This window comes from Thermoanaerobacterium sp. RBIITD, from assembly GCF_900205865.1.
In the GTDB taxonomy this organism is placed as follows: domain Bacteria; phylum Bacillota; class Thermoanaerobacteria; order Thermoanaerobacterales; family Thermoanaerobacteraceae; genus Thermoanaerobacterium.
In genome coordinates this window covers 2,041,731-2,058,422 of the sequence record NZ_LT906662.1, presented here as the reverse complement: position 1 = coordinate 2,058,422, position 16,692 = coordinate 2,041,731, and the positions used below count along the sequence as shown (strand labels likewise).

Annotated in this window: 33 protein-coding genes; all 33 read right to left on the bottom strand. The window is 35.4% G+C overall.

All coding sequences use genetic code 11. The features are described from left to right. Window positions 1–7 precede the first annotated feature (7 nt). Entirely contained in the window at window positions 8–814 is an 807-nt protein-coding gene (locus CPG45_RS09960; protein ID WP_096231767.1) for an energy-coupling factor transporter transmembrane component T family protein, read from the bottom strand. Beyond that, the gene (locus CPG45_RS09955) at window positions 807–1,664 is read right to left on the bottom strand and encodes an energy-coupling factor transporter ATPase (RefSeq protein WP_096231766.1); all 858 of its coding nucleotides are present in this window, start codon (window positions 1,662–1,664) and stop codon (window positions 807–809) included. Before CPG45_RS09955 ends, CPG45_RS09960 begins: the two co-directional genes overlap by 8 nt. Next, entirely contained in the window at window positions 1,649–2,491 is an 843-nt protein-coding gene (locus CPG45_RS09950; protein WP_096231765.1) for an energy-coupling factor transporter ATPase, read from the bottom strand. The genes CPG45_RS09955 and CPG45_RS09950 overlap by 16 nt, the downstream gene beginning before the upstream one ends. Before the next feature lie 100 nt (window positions 2,492–2,591). After that, complete coding sequence (gene rplQ / locus CPG45_RS09945) at window positions 2,592–2,930, bottom strand: 50S ribosomal protein L17 (RefSeq protein ID WP_096231764.1); 339 nt, start codon at window positions 2,928–2,930, stop codon at window positions 2,592–2,594. 12 nt (window positions 2,931–2,942) lie between these two features. Then, complete coding sequence (locus tag CPG45_RS09940; RefSeq protein WP_157732445.1) at window positions 2,943–3,890, bottom strand: DNA-directed RNA polymerase subunit alpha; 948 nt, start codon at window positions 3,888–3,890, stop codon at window positions 2,943–2,945. 43 nt (window positions 3,891–3,933) lie between these two features. Continuing rightward, on the bottom strand, window positions 3,934–4,554 hold the full coding sequence (gene rpsD, locus CPG45_RS09935) for a 30S ribosomal protein S4 (protein ID WP_096231762.1): 621 nt from the start codon (window positions 4,552–4,554) through the stop codon (window positions 3,934–3,936). A gap of 12 nt (window positions 4,555–4,566) precedes the next feature. Further along, window positions 4,567–4,959 carry a 30S ribosomal protein S11 gene (gene rpsK / locus CPG45_RS09930; protein WP_096231761.1) on the bottom strand — a complete coding sequence of 131 codons (393 nt, stop codon included), beginning with the start codon at window positions 4,957–4,959 and terminating at the stop codon, window positions 4,567–4,569. Window positions 4,960–4,973: 14 nt separating this feature from the next. Continuing rightward, on the bottom strand, window positions 4,974–5,342 hold the full coding sequence (gene rpsM, locus CPG45_RS09925; protein ID WP_096231760.1) for a 30S ribosomal protein S13: 369 nt from the start codon (window positions 5,340–5,342) through the stop codon (window positions 4,974–4,976). An 11-nt stretch (window positions 5,343–5,353) separates the two neighbouring features. Continuing rightward, window positions 5,354–5,467: a 50S ribosomal protein L36 gene (rpmJ, locus tag CPG45_RS09920; RefSeq protein WP_003373491.1), complete on the bottom strand. Its 114-nt coding sequence runs from the start codon at window positions 5,465–5,467 to the stop codon at window positions 5,354–5,356. A gap of 15 nt (window positions 5,468–5,482) precedes the next feature. Beyond that, window positions 5,483–5,701 carry a translation initiation factor IF-1 gene (infA, locus tag CPG45_RS09915; protein ID WP_096231759.1) on the bottom strand — a complete coding sequence of 73 codons (219 nt, stop codon included), beginning with the start codon at window positions 5,699–5,701 and terminating at the stop codon, window positions 5,483–5,485. Window positions 5,702–5,720: 19 nt separating this feature from the next. After that, window positions 5,721–5,990 carry a KOW domain-containing RNA-binding protein gene (locus CPG45_RS09910; protein ID WP_096231758.1) on the bottom strand — a complete coding sequence of 90 codons (270 nt, stop codon included), beginning with the start codon at window positions 5,988–5,990 and terminating at the stop codon, window positions 5,721–5,723. 12 nt (window positions 5,991–6,002) lie between these two features. Next, window positions 6,003–6,749 carry a type I methionyl aminopeptidase gene (gene map, locus CPG45_RS09905; RefSeq protein WP_096231757.1) on the bottom strand — a complete coding sequence of 249 codons (747 nt, stop codon included), beginning with the start codon at window positions 6,747–6,749 and terminating at the stop codon, window positions 6,003–6,005. After that, window positions 6,749–7,399: an adenylate kinase gene (locus tag CPG45_RS09900; protein WP_096231756.1), complete on the bottom strand. Its 651-nt coding sequence runs from the start codon at window positions 7,397–7,399 to the stop codon at window positions 6,749–6,751. Before CPG45_RS09900 ends, map begins: the two co-directional genes overlap by 1 nt. A gap of 15 nt (window positions 7,400–7,414) precedes the next feature. Beyond that, window positions 7,415–8,671, bottom strand: coding sequence for a preprotein translocase subunit SecY (gene secY / locus CPG45_RS09895; protein WP_096231755.1), 1,257 nt, complete (start codon window positions 8,669–8,671; stop codon window positions 7,415–7,417). Further along, the gene (gene rplO, locus CPG45_RS09890; RefSeq protein WP_096231754.1) at window positions 8,672–9,112 is read right to left on the bottom strand and encodes a 50S ribosomal protein L15; all 441 of its coding nucleotides are present in this window, start codon (window positions 9,110–9,112) and stop codon (window positions 8,672–8,674) included. Between the two features lie 12 nt (window positions 9,113–9,124). Further along, window positions 9,125–9,310, bottom strand: coding sequence for a 50S ribosomal protein L30 (gene rpmD / locus CPG45_RS09885; protein ID WP_096231753.1), 186 nt, complete (start codon window positions 9,308–9,310; stop codon window positions 9,125–9,127). A 10-nt stretch (window positions 9,311–9,320) separates the two neighbouring features. Then, window positions 9,321–9,824: a 30S ribosomal protein S5 gene (gene rpsE, locus CPG45_RS09880; protein WP_096231752.1), complete on the bottom strand. Its 504-nt coding sequence runs from the start codon at window positions 9,822–9,824 to the stop codon at window positions 9,321–9,323. A 14-nt stretch (window positions 9,825–9,838) separates the two neighbouring features. Beyond that, window positions 9,839–10,204, bottom strand: coding sequence for a 50S ribosomal protein L18 (gene rplR / locus CPG45_RS09875; protein WP_096231751.1), 366 nt, complete (start codon window positions 10,202–10,204; stop codon window positions 9,839–9,841). 11 nt (window positions 10,205–10,215) lie between these two features. Beyond that, window positions 10,216–10,755 carry a 50S ribosomal protein L6 gene (gene rplF, locus CPG45_RS09870; protein ID WP_096231750.1) on the bottom strand — a complete coding sequence of 180 codons (540 nt, stop codon included), beginning with the start codon at window positions 10,753–10,755 and terminating at the stop codon, window positions 10,216–10,218. Between the two features lie 22 nt (window positions 10,756–10,777). Continuing rightward, window positions 10,778–11,176, bottom strand: a complete 399-nt coding sequence (gene rpsH / locus CPG45_RS09865; protein ID WP_172856638.1) for a 30S ribosomal protein S8 — start codon at window positions 11,174–11,176, stop codon at window positions 10,778–10,780. Window positions 11,177–11,186: 10 nt separating this feature from the next. Further along, entirely contained in the window at window positions 11,187–11,372 is a 186-nt protein-coding gene (locus tag CPG45_RS09860; protein ID WP_013296990.1) for a type Z 30S ribosomal protein S14, read from the bottom strand. A gap of 13 nt (window positions 11,373–11,385) precedes the next feature. Next, on the bottom strand, window positions 11,386–11,925 hold the full coding sequence (gene rplE / locus CPG45_RS09855) for a 50S ribosomal protein L5 (RefSeq protein ID WP_096231748.1): 540 nt from the start codon (window positions 11,923–11,925) through the stop codon (window positions 11,386–11,388). A 20-nt stretch (window positions 11,926–11,945) separates the two neighbouring features. Then, window positions 11,946–12,269 carry a 50S ribosomal protein L24 gene (gene rplX / locus CPG45_RS09850; protein WP_096231747.1) on the bottom strand — a complete coding sequence of 108 codons (324 nt, stop codon included), beginning with the start codon at window positions 12,267–12,269 and terminating at the stop codon, window positions 11,946–11,948. Window positions 12,270–12,282: 13 nt separating this feature from the next. After that, window positions 12,283–12,651 (bottom strand): 50S ribosomal protein L14, encoded by a 369-nt coding sequence (rplN, locus tag CPG45_RS09845; RefSeq protein ID WP_096231746.1) that lies wholly within the window; start codon window positions 12,649–12,651, stop codon window positions 12,283–12,285. A gap of 19 nt (window positions 12,652–12,670) precedes the next feature. Beyond that, window positions 12,671–12,925, bottom strand: a complete 255-nt coding sequence (gene rpsQ / locus CPG45_RS09840; protein ID WP_096231745.1) for a 30S ribosomal protein S17 — start codon at window positions 12,923–12,925, stop codon at window positions 12,671–12,673. Between the two features lie 15 nt (window positions 12,926–12,940). Continuing rightward, a complete protein-coding gene (gene rpmC / locus CPG45_RS09835) occupies window positions 12,941–13,144 on the bottom strand; it encodes a 50S ribosomal protein L29 (RefSeq protein ID WP_096231744.1) in 204 nt (67 codons plus the stop codon). Beyond that, window positions 13,134–13,568 (bottom strand): 50S ribosomal protein L16, encoded by a 435-nt coding sequence (gene rplP, locus CPG45_RS09830; protein ID WP_096231743.1) that lies wholly within the window; start codon window positions 13,566–13,568, stop codon window positions 13,134–13,136. The genes rpmC and rplP overlap by 11 nt, the downstream gene beginning before the upstream one ends. A gap of 3 nt (window positions 13,569–13,571) precedes the next feature. Further along, complete coding sequence (gene rpsC, locus CPG45_RS09825) at window positions 13,572–14,237, bottom strand: 30S ribosomal protein S3 (protein WP_096231742.1); 666 nt, start codon at window positions 14,235–14,237, stop codon at window positions 13,572–13,574. A gap of 15 nt (window positions 14,238–14,252) precedes the next feature. Beyond that, window positions 14,253–14,585, bottom strand: coding sequence for a 50S ribosomal protein L22 (rplV, locus tag CPG45_RS09820; protein ID WP_096231741.1), 333 nt, complete (start codon window positions 14,583–14,585; stop codon window positions 14,253–14,255). Window positions 14,586–14,602: 17 nt separating this feature from the next. Then, window positions 14,603–14,884 (bottom strand): 30S ribosomal protein S19, encoded by a 282-nt coding sequence (rpsS, locus tag CPG45_RS09815; RefSeq protein WP_096231740.1) that lies wholly within the window; start codon window positions 14,882–14,884, stop codon window positions 14,603–14,605. A gap of 21 nt (window positions 14,885–14,905) precedes the next feature. Further along, a complete protein-coding gene (gene rplB, locus CPG45_RS09810; protein WP_096231739.1) occupies window positions 14,906–15,736 on the bottom strand; it encodes a 50S ribosomal protein L2 in 831 nt (276 codons plus the stop codon). 25 nt (window positions 15,737–15,761) lie between these two features. Next, on the bottom strand, window positions 15,762–16,055 hold the full coding sequence (gene rplW / locus CPG45_RS09805) for a 50S ribosomal protein L23 (RefSeq protein WP_096231738.1): 294 nt from the start codon (window positions 16,053–16,055) through the stop codon (window positions 15,762–15,764). Next, the gene (gene rplD / locus CPG45_RS09800; RefSeq protein WP_096231737.1) at window positions 16,055–16,675 is read right to left on the bottom strand and encodes a 50S ribosomal protein L4; all 621 of its coding nucleotides are present in this window, start codon (window positions 16,673–16,675) and stop codon (window positions 16,055–16,057) included. Before rplD ends, rplW begins: the two co-directional genes overlap by 1 nt. Window positions 16,676–16,692 lie beyond the last annotated feature (17 nt).

The following is a 16,692-nucleotide window of genomic DNA, read 5'->3' as shown; positions in this document are numbered from 1 at the left end:
CTTAAATTCACCATAACCAAAACCTATTCCATATAAGCACCGCTACTAGCAAAACTGTTATTGTAATAGCAGTATAATCTATGTTCCCTACTTTAAGCTGCTTCAATTTCGTCCTATTGATGCCGCCTCTATAGCACCTTGCTTCCATAGCAATTGCAAGTTCATCTGCTCTTCTAAAAGCGCTTATAAATAATGGCACTAATAAGGGAACTAAATTTTTAGCTCTTTTTATAATATTCCCACTTTCAAAATCTGCACCTCTTGCAATTTGAGCCTTCATTATCTTATCAGTTTCTTCAAGCAGTGTAGGTATAAACCGTAGTGCTATTGTCATCATCATCGCCAACTCATGTGATGGCATTCCAATACGCTTAAAAGGGTTTAAAAGACTTTCAATGCCATCTGTTAATGATATTGGTGATGTTGTAAGCGTAAGGAGTGATGTACCTATTATTAAGAATATAAGTCTAAGACCCATAAATAAAGCTAATCTAACTCCATTTGAAGTTATCTTTAGCGGACCTATTGATGCAAGTAATGTCCCACCAGGCGTAAAAAACATATTTAAGCCCACAGTCAAAATAAGTATTATTAAAATTGGTTTTAATCCTTTAAAAATATAACTTAACGGTATTTTCGATACATAGACACTTGCAAGGATAAATAATACAATAAATATATAGCCTGAAAAATTTGTTATTATAAATAATGAGACAATAAATATTATTGAAAGAATAATTTTTACTCTAGGGTCTAATCGATGTATAAAAGTATTGCCAGGTATATATTGACCAATTGTTATATTCTTAAACATCTCTCTTCCCCCTAAGATACTCCAAAATGTATTTTTTTGCCTCATCTACTGTCAATAAGTCATCTGGCAAATCAATGCCATGTCTTTTAAGACTTCTCATTAAATAAGTTATCTGGGGTATACCTAAACCAATTTCTTCTAATCTCTCGACGTTTTTAAATACCTCTCTTGGCGTTCCTATTAACTCGACTTTTCCTTCATGCATAACAATTATTTTATCTACAAGCTTTGCTATATCTTCCATGCTGTGTGAAACAAGTATAGTGGTCATTTTGTATTTTTCGTGAATCTCTTTTATATTTCCAAGTATTTCATCTCTTCCGCGAGGATCAAGTCCTGCCGTTGGTTCATCAAGTATTAGAACTTTTGGCATCATTGATAATACTCCGGCTATAGCTACACGCCTTCTCTGACCACCAGACAACTCAAATGGAGACATATCTTTTATTTTAATGTCGAGCCCAACAATCTTCATCGCCTCAAATACCCTATCTTTTATTTCTTCTTCGCTTAGACCTAAATTTGATGGTCCGAATGCAATATCTCTGTATATAGTTTCTTCAAAAAGTTGGTGTTCAGGGTATTGAAATACGAGTCCGACTTCTCTCCTTACATCTTTTAAATTTTTTTCATTTGTTATATCGATACCATTTATAATAATCTTTCCTGAAGACGGTTTTAATAGTCCATTTAAATGTTGTATAAGCGTTGATTTGCCTGACCCCGTATGACCTATGATGCCAACAAATTCATTATCCTCTATTGTAAAACTAACATCCTTTAATGCTTCTGATTCAAATGGAGTTCCCTCATTATATACAAATGAAATATTTTCTACTTGTATTGACATATAAACCTCACCATCTCATCGACCGTTAAAATTTCAGTGGGTATATCTATTCCATCTTGCCTTAATTTAAATGCCAATTCAGTAACTTGTGGTACATCAAGTCCTAATCTCTTTAGCTTTGTTACCTCCCTAAAGACTTCTTTAGGCGTACCATCGAGCGCTATATTTCCTTCATCCATAACAATTACTCTATCAGCAAGAACGGCCTCTTCCATAAAATGTGTTATTAGAATAATTGTAATACCATCATCTTTGTTCAATTTCAAAATGGTATTGATAACTTCTTTTCTCCCCATAGGATCGAGCATTGCTGTTGGCTCGTCTAATACTATACATTCAGGTCTCATGGCAATAATACCTGCTATAGCTATCCTTTGCTTTTGTCCGCCTGATAACATATGTGGTGCATAATCTTTGAATTTAGCCATATCAACAGCTTCTAAAGCATGATCTACCCTTTTTCTGATTTCTTTTGGCTCAATGCCTAAATTTTCAGGTCCAAATGCCACATCTTCTTCAACAATAGTTGCAACCAACTGGTTATCAGGATTTTGAAAAACCATGCCAGCCGTTTGACGTATATCCCATAGATGTGAAGAATCCTTTGTATTCATTCCCTTAACAAATACATTTCCTTCATTTGGTATCAGCAATGCATTAAAATGTTTTGCAAGAGTAGATTTTCCTGAACCATTATGGCCTATAATTGCTATAAACTGCCCAGCTTTGAGCTCTATATTTAAGGAATTCAATACAATCTTCTTATCATTTCCATTATCTACATCATAGCTAAAAGTAAGGTCTTCTGTCTTTATTATATTTTCCATCTGGACACCTTCTTTATTTAAACCTCAATGTATAAGGTTTAATAAACGTATTTATATAAAATAGGAGTTAAGTCTAAATGATAACTTAACCCCTTTGAGTCTATACAAGTTCTATAATAGCAAGCGGTGCTGCATCGCCTCTACGAGGACCAAGTTTTAATATCCTTGTATAACCGCCATTTCTTTCAGAATATTTAGGAGCGATTTCATCAAATAATTTTTTAACTACTGTTTCATCTGTAAGATATGCTAAAGCTTGTCTCCTTGAATGCAAATCTCCCTTTTTTGCAAGAGTAATCATTTTTTCTGCAATACTTTTTACTTCTTTTGCTCTTGTTTCTGTAGTTTCCATTCTGCCGTAATTTAAAAAGCTCGTTGTAAGATTTCTAAGCATTGCTCTTCTTTGGTCATGTGGTCGACCGAGTTTTCTGTATCCCATTATCTGCCCTCCTTACTCTTCACTCTTTTGCAATGATAGTCCTAAAGCTTTTAATTTTTGTTCTACTTCTACTAAGGATTTCTTCCCAAGATTTCTTACCTTCATCATTTCTTCTTCTGTTTTTTGTACAAGGTCTTGTACAGTATTAATGCCGGCCCTTTTTAGACAATTATAAGACCTTACAGACAGATCCAATTCCTCTATTGTCATATCAAGAGGCTTATCAGCTTTCTTTTCGGGTTTTTCAACCAATACTTCCATATCATTATAGTTGTCTGCAAAAGATGTAAATAAATTAAAATGGTCTATAAGTATTTTGGAAGCTAAGCTAATTGCTTCTTTTGGGCTTATTGTCCCATTTGTCCATATTTCCATAGTAAGCTTGTCATAGTCTGTCACCTGACCAACACGAGTATTCTCTACATTATAGCTTACCTTTTTCACAGGAGTGAATATTGAATCAACCGGTATTATACCTATCGGTTGATTTGGCTCTTTATTTTTATCTGATGGAACATATCCTTTACCACGTACTAATTCAATTTCCATATTGAGTTTAGCATTATCACTTAATGTAGCAATATGGAGATATGGATTCATGATTTCTACATCTCCATCCGCTATAATATCACCAGCAGTAACTTCTCCCTTGCCTTCAGCCTCTATTCTTACAATCTTAGGTTCATCAGTGTAAAGTCTAACAGCTAAATCTTTTAAGTTTAATATAATCTCTGTTACATCTTCCTTTACTCCAGGGACTGTTGAAAATTCATGTAACACACCATCAATTTTTATCGTTTTTGCCGCCGCACCAGGCAATGATGATAAGAGAATACGCCTTAGAGAGTTACCAAGTGTTATTCCGTAACCACGTTCAAGTGGCTCAACAACAAATTTCGCATATGTTTCATCATCAGATTGCTCCACAATTTCTATTTTTGGCTTTTCAATTTCAATCATCATTTAAACCCTCCTTTATTATGTTTATGAGGGTAACCGATTATTATCTTGAATACAACTCAACAATCAAGTGCTCTTCAACTGGTAAGTCTATGTGTTCTCTTGTTGGCAGAGATAAAATTTTACCCTCTATAGAATCTCTGTTAAAATCTAACCAATCAGGTATATTTGTAGATGCCTCAACATTGTTTTTAATTACTTCAAGTGACTTGCTGCTATCTTTTACAGAAATAACGTCACCGGCTTTAACTAAATATGAAGGAATGTCAACTTTTTTGCCATTTACAAGAATATGGCCATGTCTCACAAGCTGTCTTGCTTGTGCCCTTGAAGACGCTATTGAAAGTCTATATACAACATTATCAAGTCTTCTTTCAAGAAGCTGTAGTAGGTTGTCACCTGTTATGCCCTTCATTCTTTCAGCTTCCTCAAAGTATCTCTCAAATTGTCTTTCTAATACTCCATAATATCTCCTGAGCTTTTGCTTTTCTCTAAGCTGTGTAGCATAGTTTGTAAGCTTTTTTCTATTTTGTCCATGCTGTCCAGGTGCATATGGTCTTTTTGCAACTGGGCATTTCTCACTGTAGCATTTGTCACCTTTTAAAAATAATTTCATACCTTCTCTACGACATAATTTGCAAACGGATTCAGTGTATCTAGCCATTCCTGCACCTCCTTATACTCTTCTTCTTTTAGGTGGTCTGCACCCGTTATGTGGAATAGGTGTAACATCTTTTATAAGACTTACTTCTAATCCTGCAGCTTGTAATGCTCTTATTGCAGCTTCTCTTCCAGCACCGGGTCCTTTAACATAAACATCTACAGTTTTTAAGCCATGATCCATTGCTGCTTTAGCAGCTGTTTCAGCAGCCATCTGTGCCGCAAATGGTGTAGATTTTCTTGAACCTTTAAATCCTAATGTACCAGCACTTGACCATGATAATGCATTACCTGCCATGTCTGTCAATGTAACAATTGTATTATTAAATGTTGAATGTATATGTGCAGCACCACGTTCAACATTTTTACGTTCACGACGTTTTGCCGTCTTTTTAACTTTTTTTGCCATAATTTCCCTCCTTATTATTTCTTCTTCTTAGCAACAGTTTTCTTTGGGCCTTTTCTTGTACGCGCATTTGTTCTTGTCCTCTGGCCACGTACAGGGAGGCCTTTCCTATGTCTTATTCCTCTATAACATCCTATATCTATAAGTCTTTTTACGTTAAGAGAAACTTCCCTTCTCAAATCGCCTTCAACTTTATATTCTTTATCAATAATATCTCTAAGTCTTGATATTTCATCTTCTGTTAAATCTTTTACTCTTGTATCAGGATTTACTCCCGCTTTTGATAGTATCTCATTTGAGCGAGAACGCCCAATGCCATATATATAAGTCAATCCTATCTCAACACGTTTTTCTCTTGGCAGGTCAATACCAGCGATTCTTGCCATTTTTCCACCTCCTAACCCTGTTTTTGCTTGTGCTTAGGATTTTCGCAGATTACCATAACTCTGCCTTTTCTCTTTATAACTTTACATTTTTCACAAATCGGTTTAACCGACGGTCTTACTTTCATTATAATACCTCCTTATCACTTACCTCGCCATACGATTCTTCCCCTTGTAAGATCATATGGGGATAATTCCAACGTCACTCTGTCACCCGGTAGAATCCTGATAAAATTCATCCTTAGCTTTCCTGATATATGTGCCAAAACTTTGTGCCCATTATCAAGTTCTACCTGAAACATTGCATTAGGCAAAGCTTCTAAAACTTTACCTTCAACTTCGATAACATCATCCTTAGCCAAGGATATCAAACCCTCCTTATTAAATACACTTATACTGTTTTAAAGCTTTTATTAATTCTGCATTTGTAACAGTTTCTCTCTTTAATAACTTTTGTTTAATATTTTCGTCGACTTCATTATACATTTGAAGATGAATCAATTTTTTCTTTTTTGGTTTTTCAATTTTTCTCAAATCGCCGTCAGCTATAAATACATGTTTTTCATTAGCAATCCCGACAATTATAAAAACTCTTTCTTTATCTCTTCCGGCCTTTGACCGAACTATACGGCCAATTGGAGTATCCTCCATTAAATTCACCTCTTAAATTATTGTCAAAATTTCCGGCTCACCATCCGTAATTATAATTGTGTTTTCGTAATGTGCCGATGGACTGCCATCAACAGTTACAACCGTCCAATTATTGTTAATCACCTTGACATCATATCTTCCCTCATTGACCATAGGTTCTATAGCAAGGGTCATCCCTCTTCTTAATCTTGGCCCCCTTCCCGGAGGACCATAATTAGGTATCTGCGGATCTTCATGCATTCTTCTACCTATTCCATGGCCTACATATTCTCTTACAACTGAAAAACCGTATTTTTCTACATATGTCTGAATAGTATTCGATATATCTGAGAGCCTATATTGTTCGGTTGCTTTTTTAATTCCTTCAAAAAAACTTTGCTTTGTTACTTCAATCAACTTTTTTAGATTATCACTGACCTCGCCTACAGCAAATGTCCTTGCCGCATCGCTATTAAACCCATGGTAAATTGCGCCAGTATCTATACTTATAATATCGCCTTCATTGAGCTTTCTTAAACCTGGTATGCCATGGACTACTTCATTATTTATCGATGCACATATAGTTGCTGGAAATCCATATAATCCCTTAAATGCAGGAACACATCCTTTACTTCTTATATAATCTTCAGCAATTGTATCAAGTTCTTTTGTAGTAATTCCTGGCTTAATTGATTTTTCAAGTATATTTAGTACTTCTGCTGTGACCTTTCCAGCAAAGCGCATCAATTCTATTTCACTTTTTGATTTAATATATATCATTACTTGTCGTCTCCTATTAATGCCTGTATATCATTATAAACTTCATTAACAGGTTTATTTCCATCGATGTTTCGTATTAAATTTGTTTTACTGTAATACTCTATCAAAGGTTTTGTTTCATCTTCATAAACTTCTAATCGCTTTAAAACAGATTCGATGTTATCGTCAGTTCTTTGAATTAATTTTTCTCCGCATTTATCACAAATGCCTTCAATTTTTGGTGGCTTTGTAACAACATGATATGTTGCACCGCAAGATGGACATACTCTTCTTCCGCTCAATCTCTCAACTAAGGAATCTCTATCTACTATTATATTCAGAACGTGATCAATCTTTAAATTTTCATTGGCCAAAAATTTCTCGAGGGATTCAGCCTGTGAAACATTTCTTGGATATCCATCAAGAAGAAAACCATTTTTACAGTCATCCTTTGACAGCCTATCTTCTACTATTTTGTTTGTAACAGCATCAGGTACTAGTAATCCTTTATCGATATACTGTTTCGCAAGCTTGCCAAGTTCAGTATTGTTTTTTATATTGTACCTGAATATGTCACCTGTTGATATATGTGGTATTTTAAAATCATTTGTTATTCTTTCTGCCTGTGTTCCCTTTCCAGCTCCAGGTGGTCCAAGTAAAATAATTCTCATATTCTTACCCCCGAACTATCTTAAAAATCCTTGGTAATTACGCATTATTAACTGTCCTTCTATTTGTTTCATTGTTTCAAGTGCAACACCAACGGCAATTAATAACGCTGTACCACCGAAGTATAGCTGCAAACCTGTCACATTCATCAAAATTACAGGAAGTACAGCAATCGCCGCTAAAAAGATTGAACCAACAAATGTCACTCTATTCATAACCTTTGTAATGAAATCAGTAGTTGGTTTACCTGGTCTTATTCCAGGAATAAATCCACCATACTTCTTCATGTTATCTGATATTTCTATCGGATTAAATATTATCGCCGTATAGAAATAAGTAAAGAATATTATCAATAATACGTTAAGAACATTGTATATCCATCCATTTGTCCCGAGCCATTTTTGTGTAAAATCATAAAATGCCGTTTTCGGGAAAAATGCCGCTATCTGCTGTGGAAATTGTAAAAGTGAAAGCGCAAATATGAGAGGAATAACACCAGCCATATTTATTCTGAGTGGAATATGTGTTGACTGTCCACCATAAACTTTTCTACCTACCACTCTTTTTGCATATTGCACAGGTATTCTTCTTTGGCCTTCAGACATCAATATGATTGAAACAATCATAACAAGTATCGCAATTATAAATGCTATTGCGCCAAAAATGTTTGCAGTACCTGCACCGACATACTGTACTGTAGTATATATCATATTTGGTATTCTTGCAATAATACCCGCAAAGATTATGAGGGAGCTTCCGTTTCCTACTCCGCTTTCTGTTATTCTTTCACCAAGCCACATTAAAAATGATGTACCCGCTGTCAATGTAATAACAATTATCGTAAGGTTAATGAAATTAGGATCTCTAACTGCACTTCTTAAACCAATTGTCATTCCTATGGCCTGTATCAATGCAAGCACTACTGTCATATATCGTGTATATTGGGCAATCTTTTTTCTGCCCTCTTCGCCTTCTTTTGCCATTTGCTCTAAGGATGGTATTGCTATCGTTAAAAGTTGCATTATGATAGATGCATTGATGTATGGAATAATGCTCATAGCAAATATAGTGAAGTCACGAAAAGCACCACCGGATATAATATCAAAAAATCCGAAGAGTGTACCTTGCCCAAGTATATTTTGTATTTGATTTGGATCTATACCTGGAACTGGTATATGTGAACCAAGCCTAAATACTATGAGCATCAATATTGTAAAGATTATTTTTTTTCTAATATCCACAACCTTCCATGCATTGACAAGGGTTTTAAGCATTTATATCACCTCTGCCTTTCCCCCAACGGATTCAATTTTTTCTACTGCTGATTTGCTGAATTTATGTGCTTTAACAGTTAATTTTTTGTTAAGATCACCTGAGCCAAGGATCTTTATGCCATCCTTTACTTTTTTAACAAGGCCTTTCTCTATTAAAAGTTCAGGTGTAACAACACTACCATCTTCAAAATTATCAAGTAAACTTAAATTGACTATCGCATATTCTTTTTTAAATATATTCGTAAAGCCTCTCTTTGGTAAACGTCTTGTTAGAGGCATCTGTCCACCTTCAAAACCAGGTCTTACATTACCACCGCTTCTTGCCTTTTGTCCTTTATGTCCACGTCCAGATGTCTTTCCAAGTCCTGATCCTATACCCCTACCAACTCTTTTTCTTTCACGTTTCGCACCTTCAGCAGGTTTTAAATCATGAAGCCTCAATGTTTACACCTCCTATTCATTTACTTCTTCCACATTTAACAGGTGTTTTACTTTATTAATCATACCTCTTACTTGTGGCGTATCCTCCAAAACTGAACTACTTCCAATTTTATTGAGTTTTAAAGCCTTCACTGTATCAATTTGTGACCTTCCACGTCCTATTGTACTTCTAATTAAAGTAATTTTCAATTTTGCCATTTTAATCCTCCTATCCAAGCAATTGCTCAACAGGAATACCGCGCAATTTTGCAACTTCTTCTACAGTTTTCAATAATTTTAAACCTTCTATTGTAGCATAAACCATATTTGTAGAATTAGCTGAACCTAATGATTTTGTTAAAATATCTTTTATTCCAGCTGATTCAAGGACAGCACGCACTGGACCTCCTGCTATAACTCCTGTACCTTCTTTTGCTGGTTTTAATAAAACTTTTCCTGCACCAAATACTCCTACAACATCATGTGGAATTGTTGTACCTACGATAGGTACTCTTATAAGGTGTTTTTTAGCATCTTCAATGCCTTTTCTGATTGCTTCTGGAATTTCTGTTGATTTACCTGTTCCTACGCCTACATATCCTTTTTCGGCATCTCCAACTACGACCGTTGCGCTAAATCTAAAGTTTCTACCACCTTTAACAACTTTTGCAACACGGTTTAAACTTACAACTTTCTCTTTTAAGTCAAGATTTGATACATCAATACGTGCCATGATTTCCCTCCTTATTAAAAATTTAACCCGCCTTCTCTTGCAGCATCTGCTAATTCTTTTATTGTTCCATGATATATATATCCACCACGGTCAAATACTACATCTTTAATTCCCTTTTCAAGTGCTTTTTTTGCAATCAATTTGCCTACCAATTTAGCAGACTCTTTGTTAGCACCTTTTGCAATATCTTTTAGCTCTGTGTCGAGTGTTGAAGCTTGTGTTATTGTAGTGCCTTTTACGTCATCTATTAGCTGTGCATAAATATGGCTTAAACTTTTATAAACATTAAGCCTTGGTCTTTCACTTGTTCCAGATACTTTCTTCCTTACTCTTAAATGTCGTCTGTTTCGTCTCATATTTCTATCAATTTTTGATATCATCATATCACCCCTTACTTCTTACCTGTTTTACCTTCTTTTAATCTTACATGTTCACCTACATATCTAATGCCCTTTCCTTTATATGCATCAGGCTGTCTTACCTTCCTAATCTTCGCAGCCATTTCACCTACCTGCTGCTTATCAGGCCCTTTAACAATTATTTTATTTGTACCATCAACAGCGAATTCTATACCTGGTTCTTCTTCTATCTCAACAGGATGTGAATAGCCAACTGTTAAAACGATCTTTTTACCTTGTTTTGCTACACGATAGCCTACACCTACAATTTCTAAGCTCTTTTCATATCCTGTGCTTACGCCTTTAACCATATTCTGAATCAATGCCCTTGCAGTTCCATGCATAGCTCTATATTCTTTATCATCGCTGTCTCTTGTAACAATTACTTTATTATCTTCTAATTTTATATTTACTAATTTCGGAAATTCTCTCTCAAGAGTACCTTTCGGTCCCTTAACAACTACATGATTATTATCAACAGTTACTGTTACACCCTTTGGAATCTCTACAGGTTGTCTTCCTATTCTTGACACACGCTACACCTCCTATTATAAATTACCAGATATAGCAGAGAACTTCTCCACCTACTCCTTCTTTTTTTGCTTCCTTATCTGTCAAAATACCCTTTGGTGTTGATATCACTGCCATACCTAATCCGCCTAATACTCTTGGTATTTCGTTATTCCTAGCATATACCCTTAATCCAGGCTTACTTATTCTTTTTAAGCCTGATATTATTCTTTCTTTATTTGGACCGTATTTAAGCGTCAATTTTAATATACCTTGTTTTCCATCATCAATTTCTTCTACTGACTTTATAAAGCCTTCGCGAAGCATAAGCATCGCAATTGCTCTCTTTGTATTTGACGCAGGTATTTCAACTGTTTCATGTTTTACTACATTAGCATTTCTTATGCGTGTAAGCATATCTGCTATTGGATCTGTCATCTTAATACCTCCCCTCTTACCAGCTTGCCTTTTTTACGCCTGGAATTATACCTTGATGTGCATATTCTCTAAAACAAACACGACAAATTCCGTATTTTCTTATATATGCATGTGGTCTACCACAAATTTTACATCTATTGTAGGCTCTTGTACTAAATTTAGGGGTCTTTTTTTGCTTCAATATCAATGCCTTTCTGGCCATTTATATACCTCCTTTACTTAGCAAATGGCAGTCCCATAAGCTCCAAGAGTGTTTTTGCTTCTTCATCATTTTTTGCCGTTGTAACAAATATGATATCCATTCCTCTTACTTTGTCAACTTTGTCATATTCTATCTCAGGGAATATGAGTTGTTCTCTCACACCAAATGAATAATTTCCTCTGCCATCAAATGACTTCGATGGTAGTCCTCTAAAATCCCTAACTCTTGGCAATGCTACGTTAAAAAGTTTGTCAATAAATTCATACATTCTCTCGCCTCTTAATGTAACTTTAATACCTATTGGCATACCTGAACGTATTTTGAAATTTGCAATTGATTTTTTTGCTCTTGTTACAAGCGGCTTTTGTCCTGTGATCAAAGACAAGTCATTAGATGCAGCCTCTATTGCTTTTGGATTTTCCCTTGCTTCACCGAGTCCCATGTTTATAACTACTTTTTCGATTTTTGGTACCTGCATTATATTCTTATAGGAGTATTTTGCCATAAGGGCAGGTATAACTTCATTTATATATTTATCCTTAAGTCTTGCCATATTAAACCTCCTTTCCGAGCTTATAATGTCTCTCCACACTTTTTGCAATATCTAATTTTCTCACCATCACCAAGTATCTTAACACCATATCTTACGCCAGTACCACAGGTGTTACAAAATAGCATAACTTTTGAACTGTATATTGGAGCTTCCTGATGTATTATGCCACCTTGTTGCTGTGGTCCACCTGCTTTTTTATGTTTCGTCACTACATTTACACCTTCAACAATTATTTTCCCTTCTCTTGGTAAGGCCTTTAAAACTTTTCCTTTTTTGCCCTTATCTTTGCCTGAAATAACTGTAACTATATCGCCTTTTTTAACATGAAGTTTTTTTCTCTCCAATTGTTACACCTCCTTATAAAACTTCCGGTGCAAGTGAAATTATCTTCATAAAATCTTTTTCTCTTAATTCTCTCGCTACTGGTCCAAAAATACGAGTTCCCCTAGGTTGTAAATCATCTTTTATAATTACAGCCGCATTATCATCAAATCTTATATATGTCCCATCTTTCCTTGCAATACCCTTTCTCGTTCTTACTATAACGGCTTTGACAACATCGCCTTTTTTTACAACACCTCCGGGTGTTGCACTTTTAACCGAAGCAACTATTATATCACCTATATTTGAGAACTTTCTTGTTGAACCTCCCATTAAGTGAATACACATAATCTCTTTAGCACCTGTATTATCTGCAACTTTTAACAGCGTTTGAGGTTGAATCATCTTAAATACCTCCTTTCAGTCATTCTGCTTTTTTAACTATTTCAACAAGTCTCCACCTTTTTTCTTTGCTTAAAGGCCTTGTTTCCATTATTTTAACAATATCACCAATATTGCATTGATTATTCTCATCATGGGCTTTAAATTTCTTTGTTCTTCTAATTATCTTATTATACAATGGATGTCTTATCCTGTCTTCAACAGCGACAACTATTGTTTTTTGCATCTTATTGCTGACAACTTTACCTATTCTCACTTTTCTTAATGCTCTTTCCAATTTAAATCCTCCTTTCTACGCATTCAACTTACCAAGTTCTCTTTCCCTTAAAATCGTCTTAATTCTGGCTATAGACTTTCGCACATCTCTTACCCTCATAGGATTATCAAGTTGTCCTGTGGCAAGTTGAAATCTAAGGTTAAAAAGTTCTCCCTTTAAATCGGAAAGCTTCTGCATTAATTCTTCATTTGTTAAATCTCTGATCTCTTTAGCCTTCATTCTCTTCACCACCCAATTCTTCACGTTTTATAAACTTTGTTTTAATAGGCAGTTTATGCTTAGCTAATCTCAAAGCTTCCCGCGCTACATCTTCAGTTACACCTGCAATTTCAAAAAGTACTCTGCCAGGTTTAACAACAGCTACCCAATATTCCGGTGAACCCTTTCCAGATCCCATACGTGTTTCTGCAGGTTTTTCTGTCACAGGTTTATCAGGGAATATCTTTATCCAAACTTTTCCGCCTCTTTTAATATACCTTGTCATAGCTACCCTTGCAGCTTCTATCTGTATAGCTGTTATCCAACCACTTTCAAGTGCCTGTAGTCCAAAATCACCATAGCTTAATGTATTTCCTCTCGTTGCATTGCCTTTCATCCTGCCTCTTTGTTGTTTTCTGTATTTGACTCTTTTAGGCATTAACATGATTTATTTGCCTCCTTCCGCTGTTACCTGTTTCTTTGGCTGTGGCAATATCTCTCCTTTATTTATCCATACTTTGACGCCGATCTTGCCATATGTGGTATTTGCTTCTGCAAACCCATAATCTATGTTTGCTCTTAATGTCTGAAGTGGCACAACACCTTCATGATATCTTTCTGTTCGAGCAATTTCTGCACCTGCAAGTCTTCCTGCACATGATACTTTTATGCCTTTAGCGCCGAGTTTCATTGACCTTGATATTGACTGTTTCATCGCTCTTCTAAAGGATATTCTTCTCTCAAGCTGTGAAGCAATATTTTCAGCTACCAGCTGTGCATCGAGTTCAGGATTTTTAACTTCAACAATGTTTATTATGACTTTTTTATTTGTCATTTTTTCAATTTCTTGTCTCAATTCTTCGATTCCTGCGCCGCCTTTTCCTATAACCATACCAGGTTTTGCAGTATAAACATCAATCTTTATTCTATTTGCAGCTCTTTCTATTTCAACCTTCGGAACACCTGAAGTATATATCTTCTTTTTTATAAATTCCCTTATTTTTATATCTTCAATAAGCAAGTTGCTAAAATCTTTATCTTTTGCAAACCATTTTGCATCCCAATCCTGTGATATACCAACTCTTAAGCCATGAGGATTTATTTTTTGACCCATTTTATCCCTCCTTTTTTATTTTTCATTAACAACAACTGTTATGTGACTTGTTCTTCTTCTCATCAAATTGGATCTTCCCATTGCCCTTGGCATCATTCTTTTCATAATAGGTCCTTGATCTGCTACAGCTTTTTGTACATATAAATTATCTCTATCAAGTCCATAATTGTTTTCAGCATTTGCAATAGCTGACTTTAGCACTTTCTCAACGATGCCGGCTGCCTTATTAGGTGTGAATTTTAAAATTGCTAAAGCCTCACTAACGTCTTTACCGCGTATCATATTCATAACAAGGCCAGCTTTCTGTGGTGAAATTCTTATATATTTTGCAACTGCCTTCACTTCCACACTATTACCTCCTTTGCCTATTGAACTTTCGTAGACTTTTCAGTGTCTGAATGGCCATGGAATGTACGTGTTGGGGCAAATTCTCCTAATTTATGACCTACCATATCCTCTGTTATATATATTGGTACATGCTTTCTGCCATCATGTACTGCTATAGTATGGCCAACCATTTGAGGAAATATTGTTGAACTCCTTGACCATGTCTTCAGAACTTTCTTTTCGTTATTTTTATTCATCTCTTCTATTTTTCTTAAAAGTTTTTCATCAACATATGGGCCTTTTTTTAAGGATCTACTCAAAATTATAGCCTCCTTCCTGCATTACGCTTTACGACTTTTTACTATCATTTTATCTGAGGATTTCTTATTTTTACGTGTCTTATAACCTAAGGCTGGTTTACCCCAAGGTGTTAACGGTCCTGGATGTCCAACAGGAGCTTTTCCTTCGCCACCACCGTGTGGGTGATCAACAGGGTTCATAACAGAACCTCTTACTGTCGGCCTAATTCCTAACCATCTTGTTCTGCCAGCTTTGCCTATTGTGACATTTTCGTGGTCAAGATTTGAAACCTGACCAATTGTTGCTCTGCAATTTGATCTAATTCTTCTTACTTCAGATGAAGGCATTCTTATCTGCACATAATTTCCCTCTTTAGCCATAAGTTGAGCCATCGATCCAGCCGCTCTAACCAACTGCCCGCCTTTTCCTGCTGTTAATTCTACATTGTGTATAAATGTACCAACAGGAATATTATAAAGTGGAAGTGCATTGCCTATCTTAATATCGACGTTCTCACCGGATTCTACGATATCACCGACTTTTAAACCGTATGGTGCTATTATATATCTTTTTTCGCCATCTAGATAATGTATTAGAGCAATATATGCAGACCTATTTGGATCATACTCTATTGCTGCAACTTTACCTGGAACACCATCTTTATCTCTTTTAAAATCGATTATTCTATACTTTCTCTTATGGCCGCCACCGCGATGGCGAACTGTTATTCTACCATAAACATTACGTCCACCTGTTTTATTTAGGCTTACTGTAAGTGATTTTTCAGGTTTATCCTTAGTAACTTCTTCGAATGTCAAAACAGACATTTGCCTTCTTCCAGGTGAAGTAGGATTATATTTTTTTATTCCCATTGTATTCCCTCCTTAAATCACAATATTATGCCTGCAATCCTTCAAAAAATTCGATACCTTTGCTGTTCGGCTTTAATTTGATTATCGCTTTTTTATAACTGCTTGTTCTGCCGATATTTTTGCCCATTCTCTTCAACTTCCCAAGGTAATTCATTGTATAAACTTTTTCTACGTTAACACCGAATAATTCCTCAGCAGCTTGCTTAATCTGTATCTTGTTGGCATTTTTATTTACTATAAAGGTGTATTTTCTGTCCGCCATCTGGTTCATACTTTTTTCTGTTACAACTGGTCTTATAATAATATCTCTTGCGTCCATCAAGCATACACCTCCTCAACTTTATTAACTGCATCTTTTGTTATTATAAATCTGTCATATTTTAATATGTCATATATATTTAATCTATTTGCATATACTGCTTTTACATTTGGTATATTCCTTGATGATAATATCACATTTTCCTTACCTTCTGGTATAACAATTAATGCATTTTTAACATTGAAATTATTTAACATTTGAGCAACTTTCTTCGTCTTTGGTTCTTCAATATTTATATCTTCAACAACGATTATTTCATTGTCCCTGACTTTAGATGATAAAGCTGACTTTAATGCAAGTCTTTTCACTTTCTTTGGTATGTCAAAGCTATAGTCTCTCGGTTTTGGCCCGAAAACAACACCACCTTTTATCCACTGTGGTGCTCTTATACTTCCTTGACGTGCCCTGCCTGTGCCTTTTTGTCTCCAAGGCTTAATTCCACCACCTCTAACTTCGCCACGTCTTTTAGTTGAATGGGTTCCTTGCCTCTTACTTGCCATATAGCTTAATACGGCTTCATGCATAACAGGTACATTAACTTCTACACCAAAAACATTATCGCTTAATTCTATTTCACCAATTTGTTCACCATTTATATTAAAAACCGCTACCTTTGGCATCGATTTTCCTCCTTTCA

Excerpts from the sequence above, each read along its gene's own strand:
- secY (WP_096231755.1), bottom strand. The coding sequence starts at position 8,671 with ATGCTTAAAACCCTTGTCAATGCATGGAAGGTTGTGGATATTAGAAAA.
- map (WP_096231757.1), bottom strand. The coding sequence starts at position 6,749 with ATGATATATATTAAATCAAAAAGTGAAATAGAATTGATGCGCTTTGCT.
- rplD (WP_096231737.1), bottom strand. The coding sequence starts at position 16,675 with ATGCCAAAGGTAGCGGTTTTTAATATAAATGGTGAACAAATTGGTGAA.
- CPG45_RS09900 (WP_096231756.1), bottom strand. The coding sequence starts at position 7,399 with ATGAGAATTATTTTACTTGGACCACCTGGAGCTGGAAAGGGAACACAG.
- rplR (WP_096231751.1), bottom strand. The coding sequence starts at position 10,204 with ATGATATCAAAAATTGATAGAAATATGAGACGAAACAGACGACATTTA.
- rpsK (WP_096231761.1), bottom strand. The coding sequence starts at position 4,959 with ATGGCAAAAAAAGTTAAAAAGACGGCAAAACGTCGTGAACGTAAAAAT.
- rplQ (WP_096231764.1), bottom strand. The coding sequence starts at position 2,930 with ATGGGATACAGAAAACTCGGTCGACCACATGACCAAAGAAGAGCAATG.
- rplN (WP_096231746.1), bottom strand. The coding sequence starts at position 12,651 with ATGATTCAACCTCAAACGCTGTTAAAAGTTGCAGATAATACAGGTGCT.
- CPG45_RS09910 (WP_096231758.1), bottom strand. The coding sequence starts at position 5,990 with ATGGAGGATACTCCAATTGGCCGTATAGTTCGGTCAAAGGCCGGAAGA.
- CPG45_RS09960 (WP_096231767.1), bottom strand. The coding sequence starts at position 814 with ATGTTTAAGAATATAACAATTGGTCAATATATACCTGGCAATACTTTT.
- rpmC (WP_096231744.1), bottom strand. The coding sequence starts at position 13,144 with ATGAAGGCTAAAGAGATCAGAGATTTAACAAATGAAGAATTAATGCAG.
- rplW (WP_096231738.1), bottom strand. The coding sequence starts at position 16,055 with ATGGACGCAAGAGATATTATTATAAGACCAGTTGTAACAGAAAAAAGT.
- rpsD (WP_096231762.1), bottom strand. The coding sequence starts at position 4,554 with ATGGCTAGATACACTGAATCCGTTTGCAAATTATGTCGTAGAGAAGGT.
- CPG45_RS09955 (WP_096231766.1), bottom strand. The coding sequence starts at position 1,664 with ATGTCAATACAAGTAGAAAATATTTCATTTGTATATAATGAGGGAACT.
- CPG45_RS09940 (WP_157732445.1), bottom strand. The coding sequence starts at position 3,890 with ATGATTGAAATTGAAAAGCCAAAAATAGAAATTGTGGAGCAATCTGAT.
- rplE (WP_096231748.1), bottom strand. The coding sequence starts at position 11,925 with ATGGCAAGACTTAAGGATAAATATATAAATGAAGTTATACCTGCCCTT.
- rpmJ (WP_003373491.1), bottom strand. The coding sequence starts at position 5,467 with ATGAAAGTAAGACCGTCGGTTAAACCGATTTGTGAAAAATGTAAAGTT.
- CPG45_RS09950 (WP_096231765.1), bottom strand. The coding sequence starts at position 2,491 with ATGGAAAATATAATAAAGACAGAAGACCTTACTTTTAGCTATGATGTA.
- rpsC (WP_096231742.1), bottom strand. The coding sequence starts at position 14,237 with ATGGGTCAAAAAATAAATCCTCATGGCTTAAGAGTTGGTATATCACAG.
- rpmD (WP_096231753.1), bottom strand. The coding sequence starts at position 9,310 with ATGGCAAAATTGAAAATTACTTTAATTAGAAGTACAATAGGACGTGGA.
- rpsE (WP_096231752.1), bottom strand. The coding sequence starts at position 9,824 with ATGGCACGTATTGATGTATCAAATCTTGACTTAAAAGAGAAAGTTGTA.
- rplB (WP_096231739.1), bottom strand. The coding sequence starts at position 15,736 with ATGGGAATAAAAAAATATAATCCTACTTCACCTGGAAGAAGGCAAATG.
- CPG45_RS09860 (WP_013296990.1), bottom strand. The coding sequence starts at position 11,372 with ATGGCCAGAAAGGCATTGATATTGAAGCAAAAAAAGACCCCTAAATTT.
- rplP (WP_096231743.1), bottom strand. The coding sequence starts at position 13,568 with ATGTTAATGCCTAAAAGAGTCAAATACAGAAAACAACAAAGAGGCAGG.
- rpsM (WP_096231760.1), bottom strand. The coding sequence starts at position 5,342 with ATGGCAAGAATCGCTGGTATTGACCTGCCAAGAGAAAAACGTGTTGAG.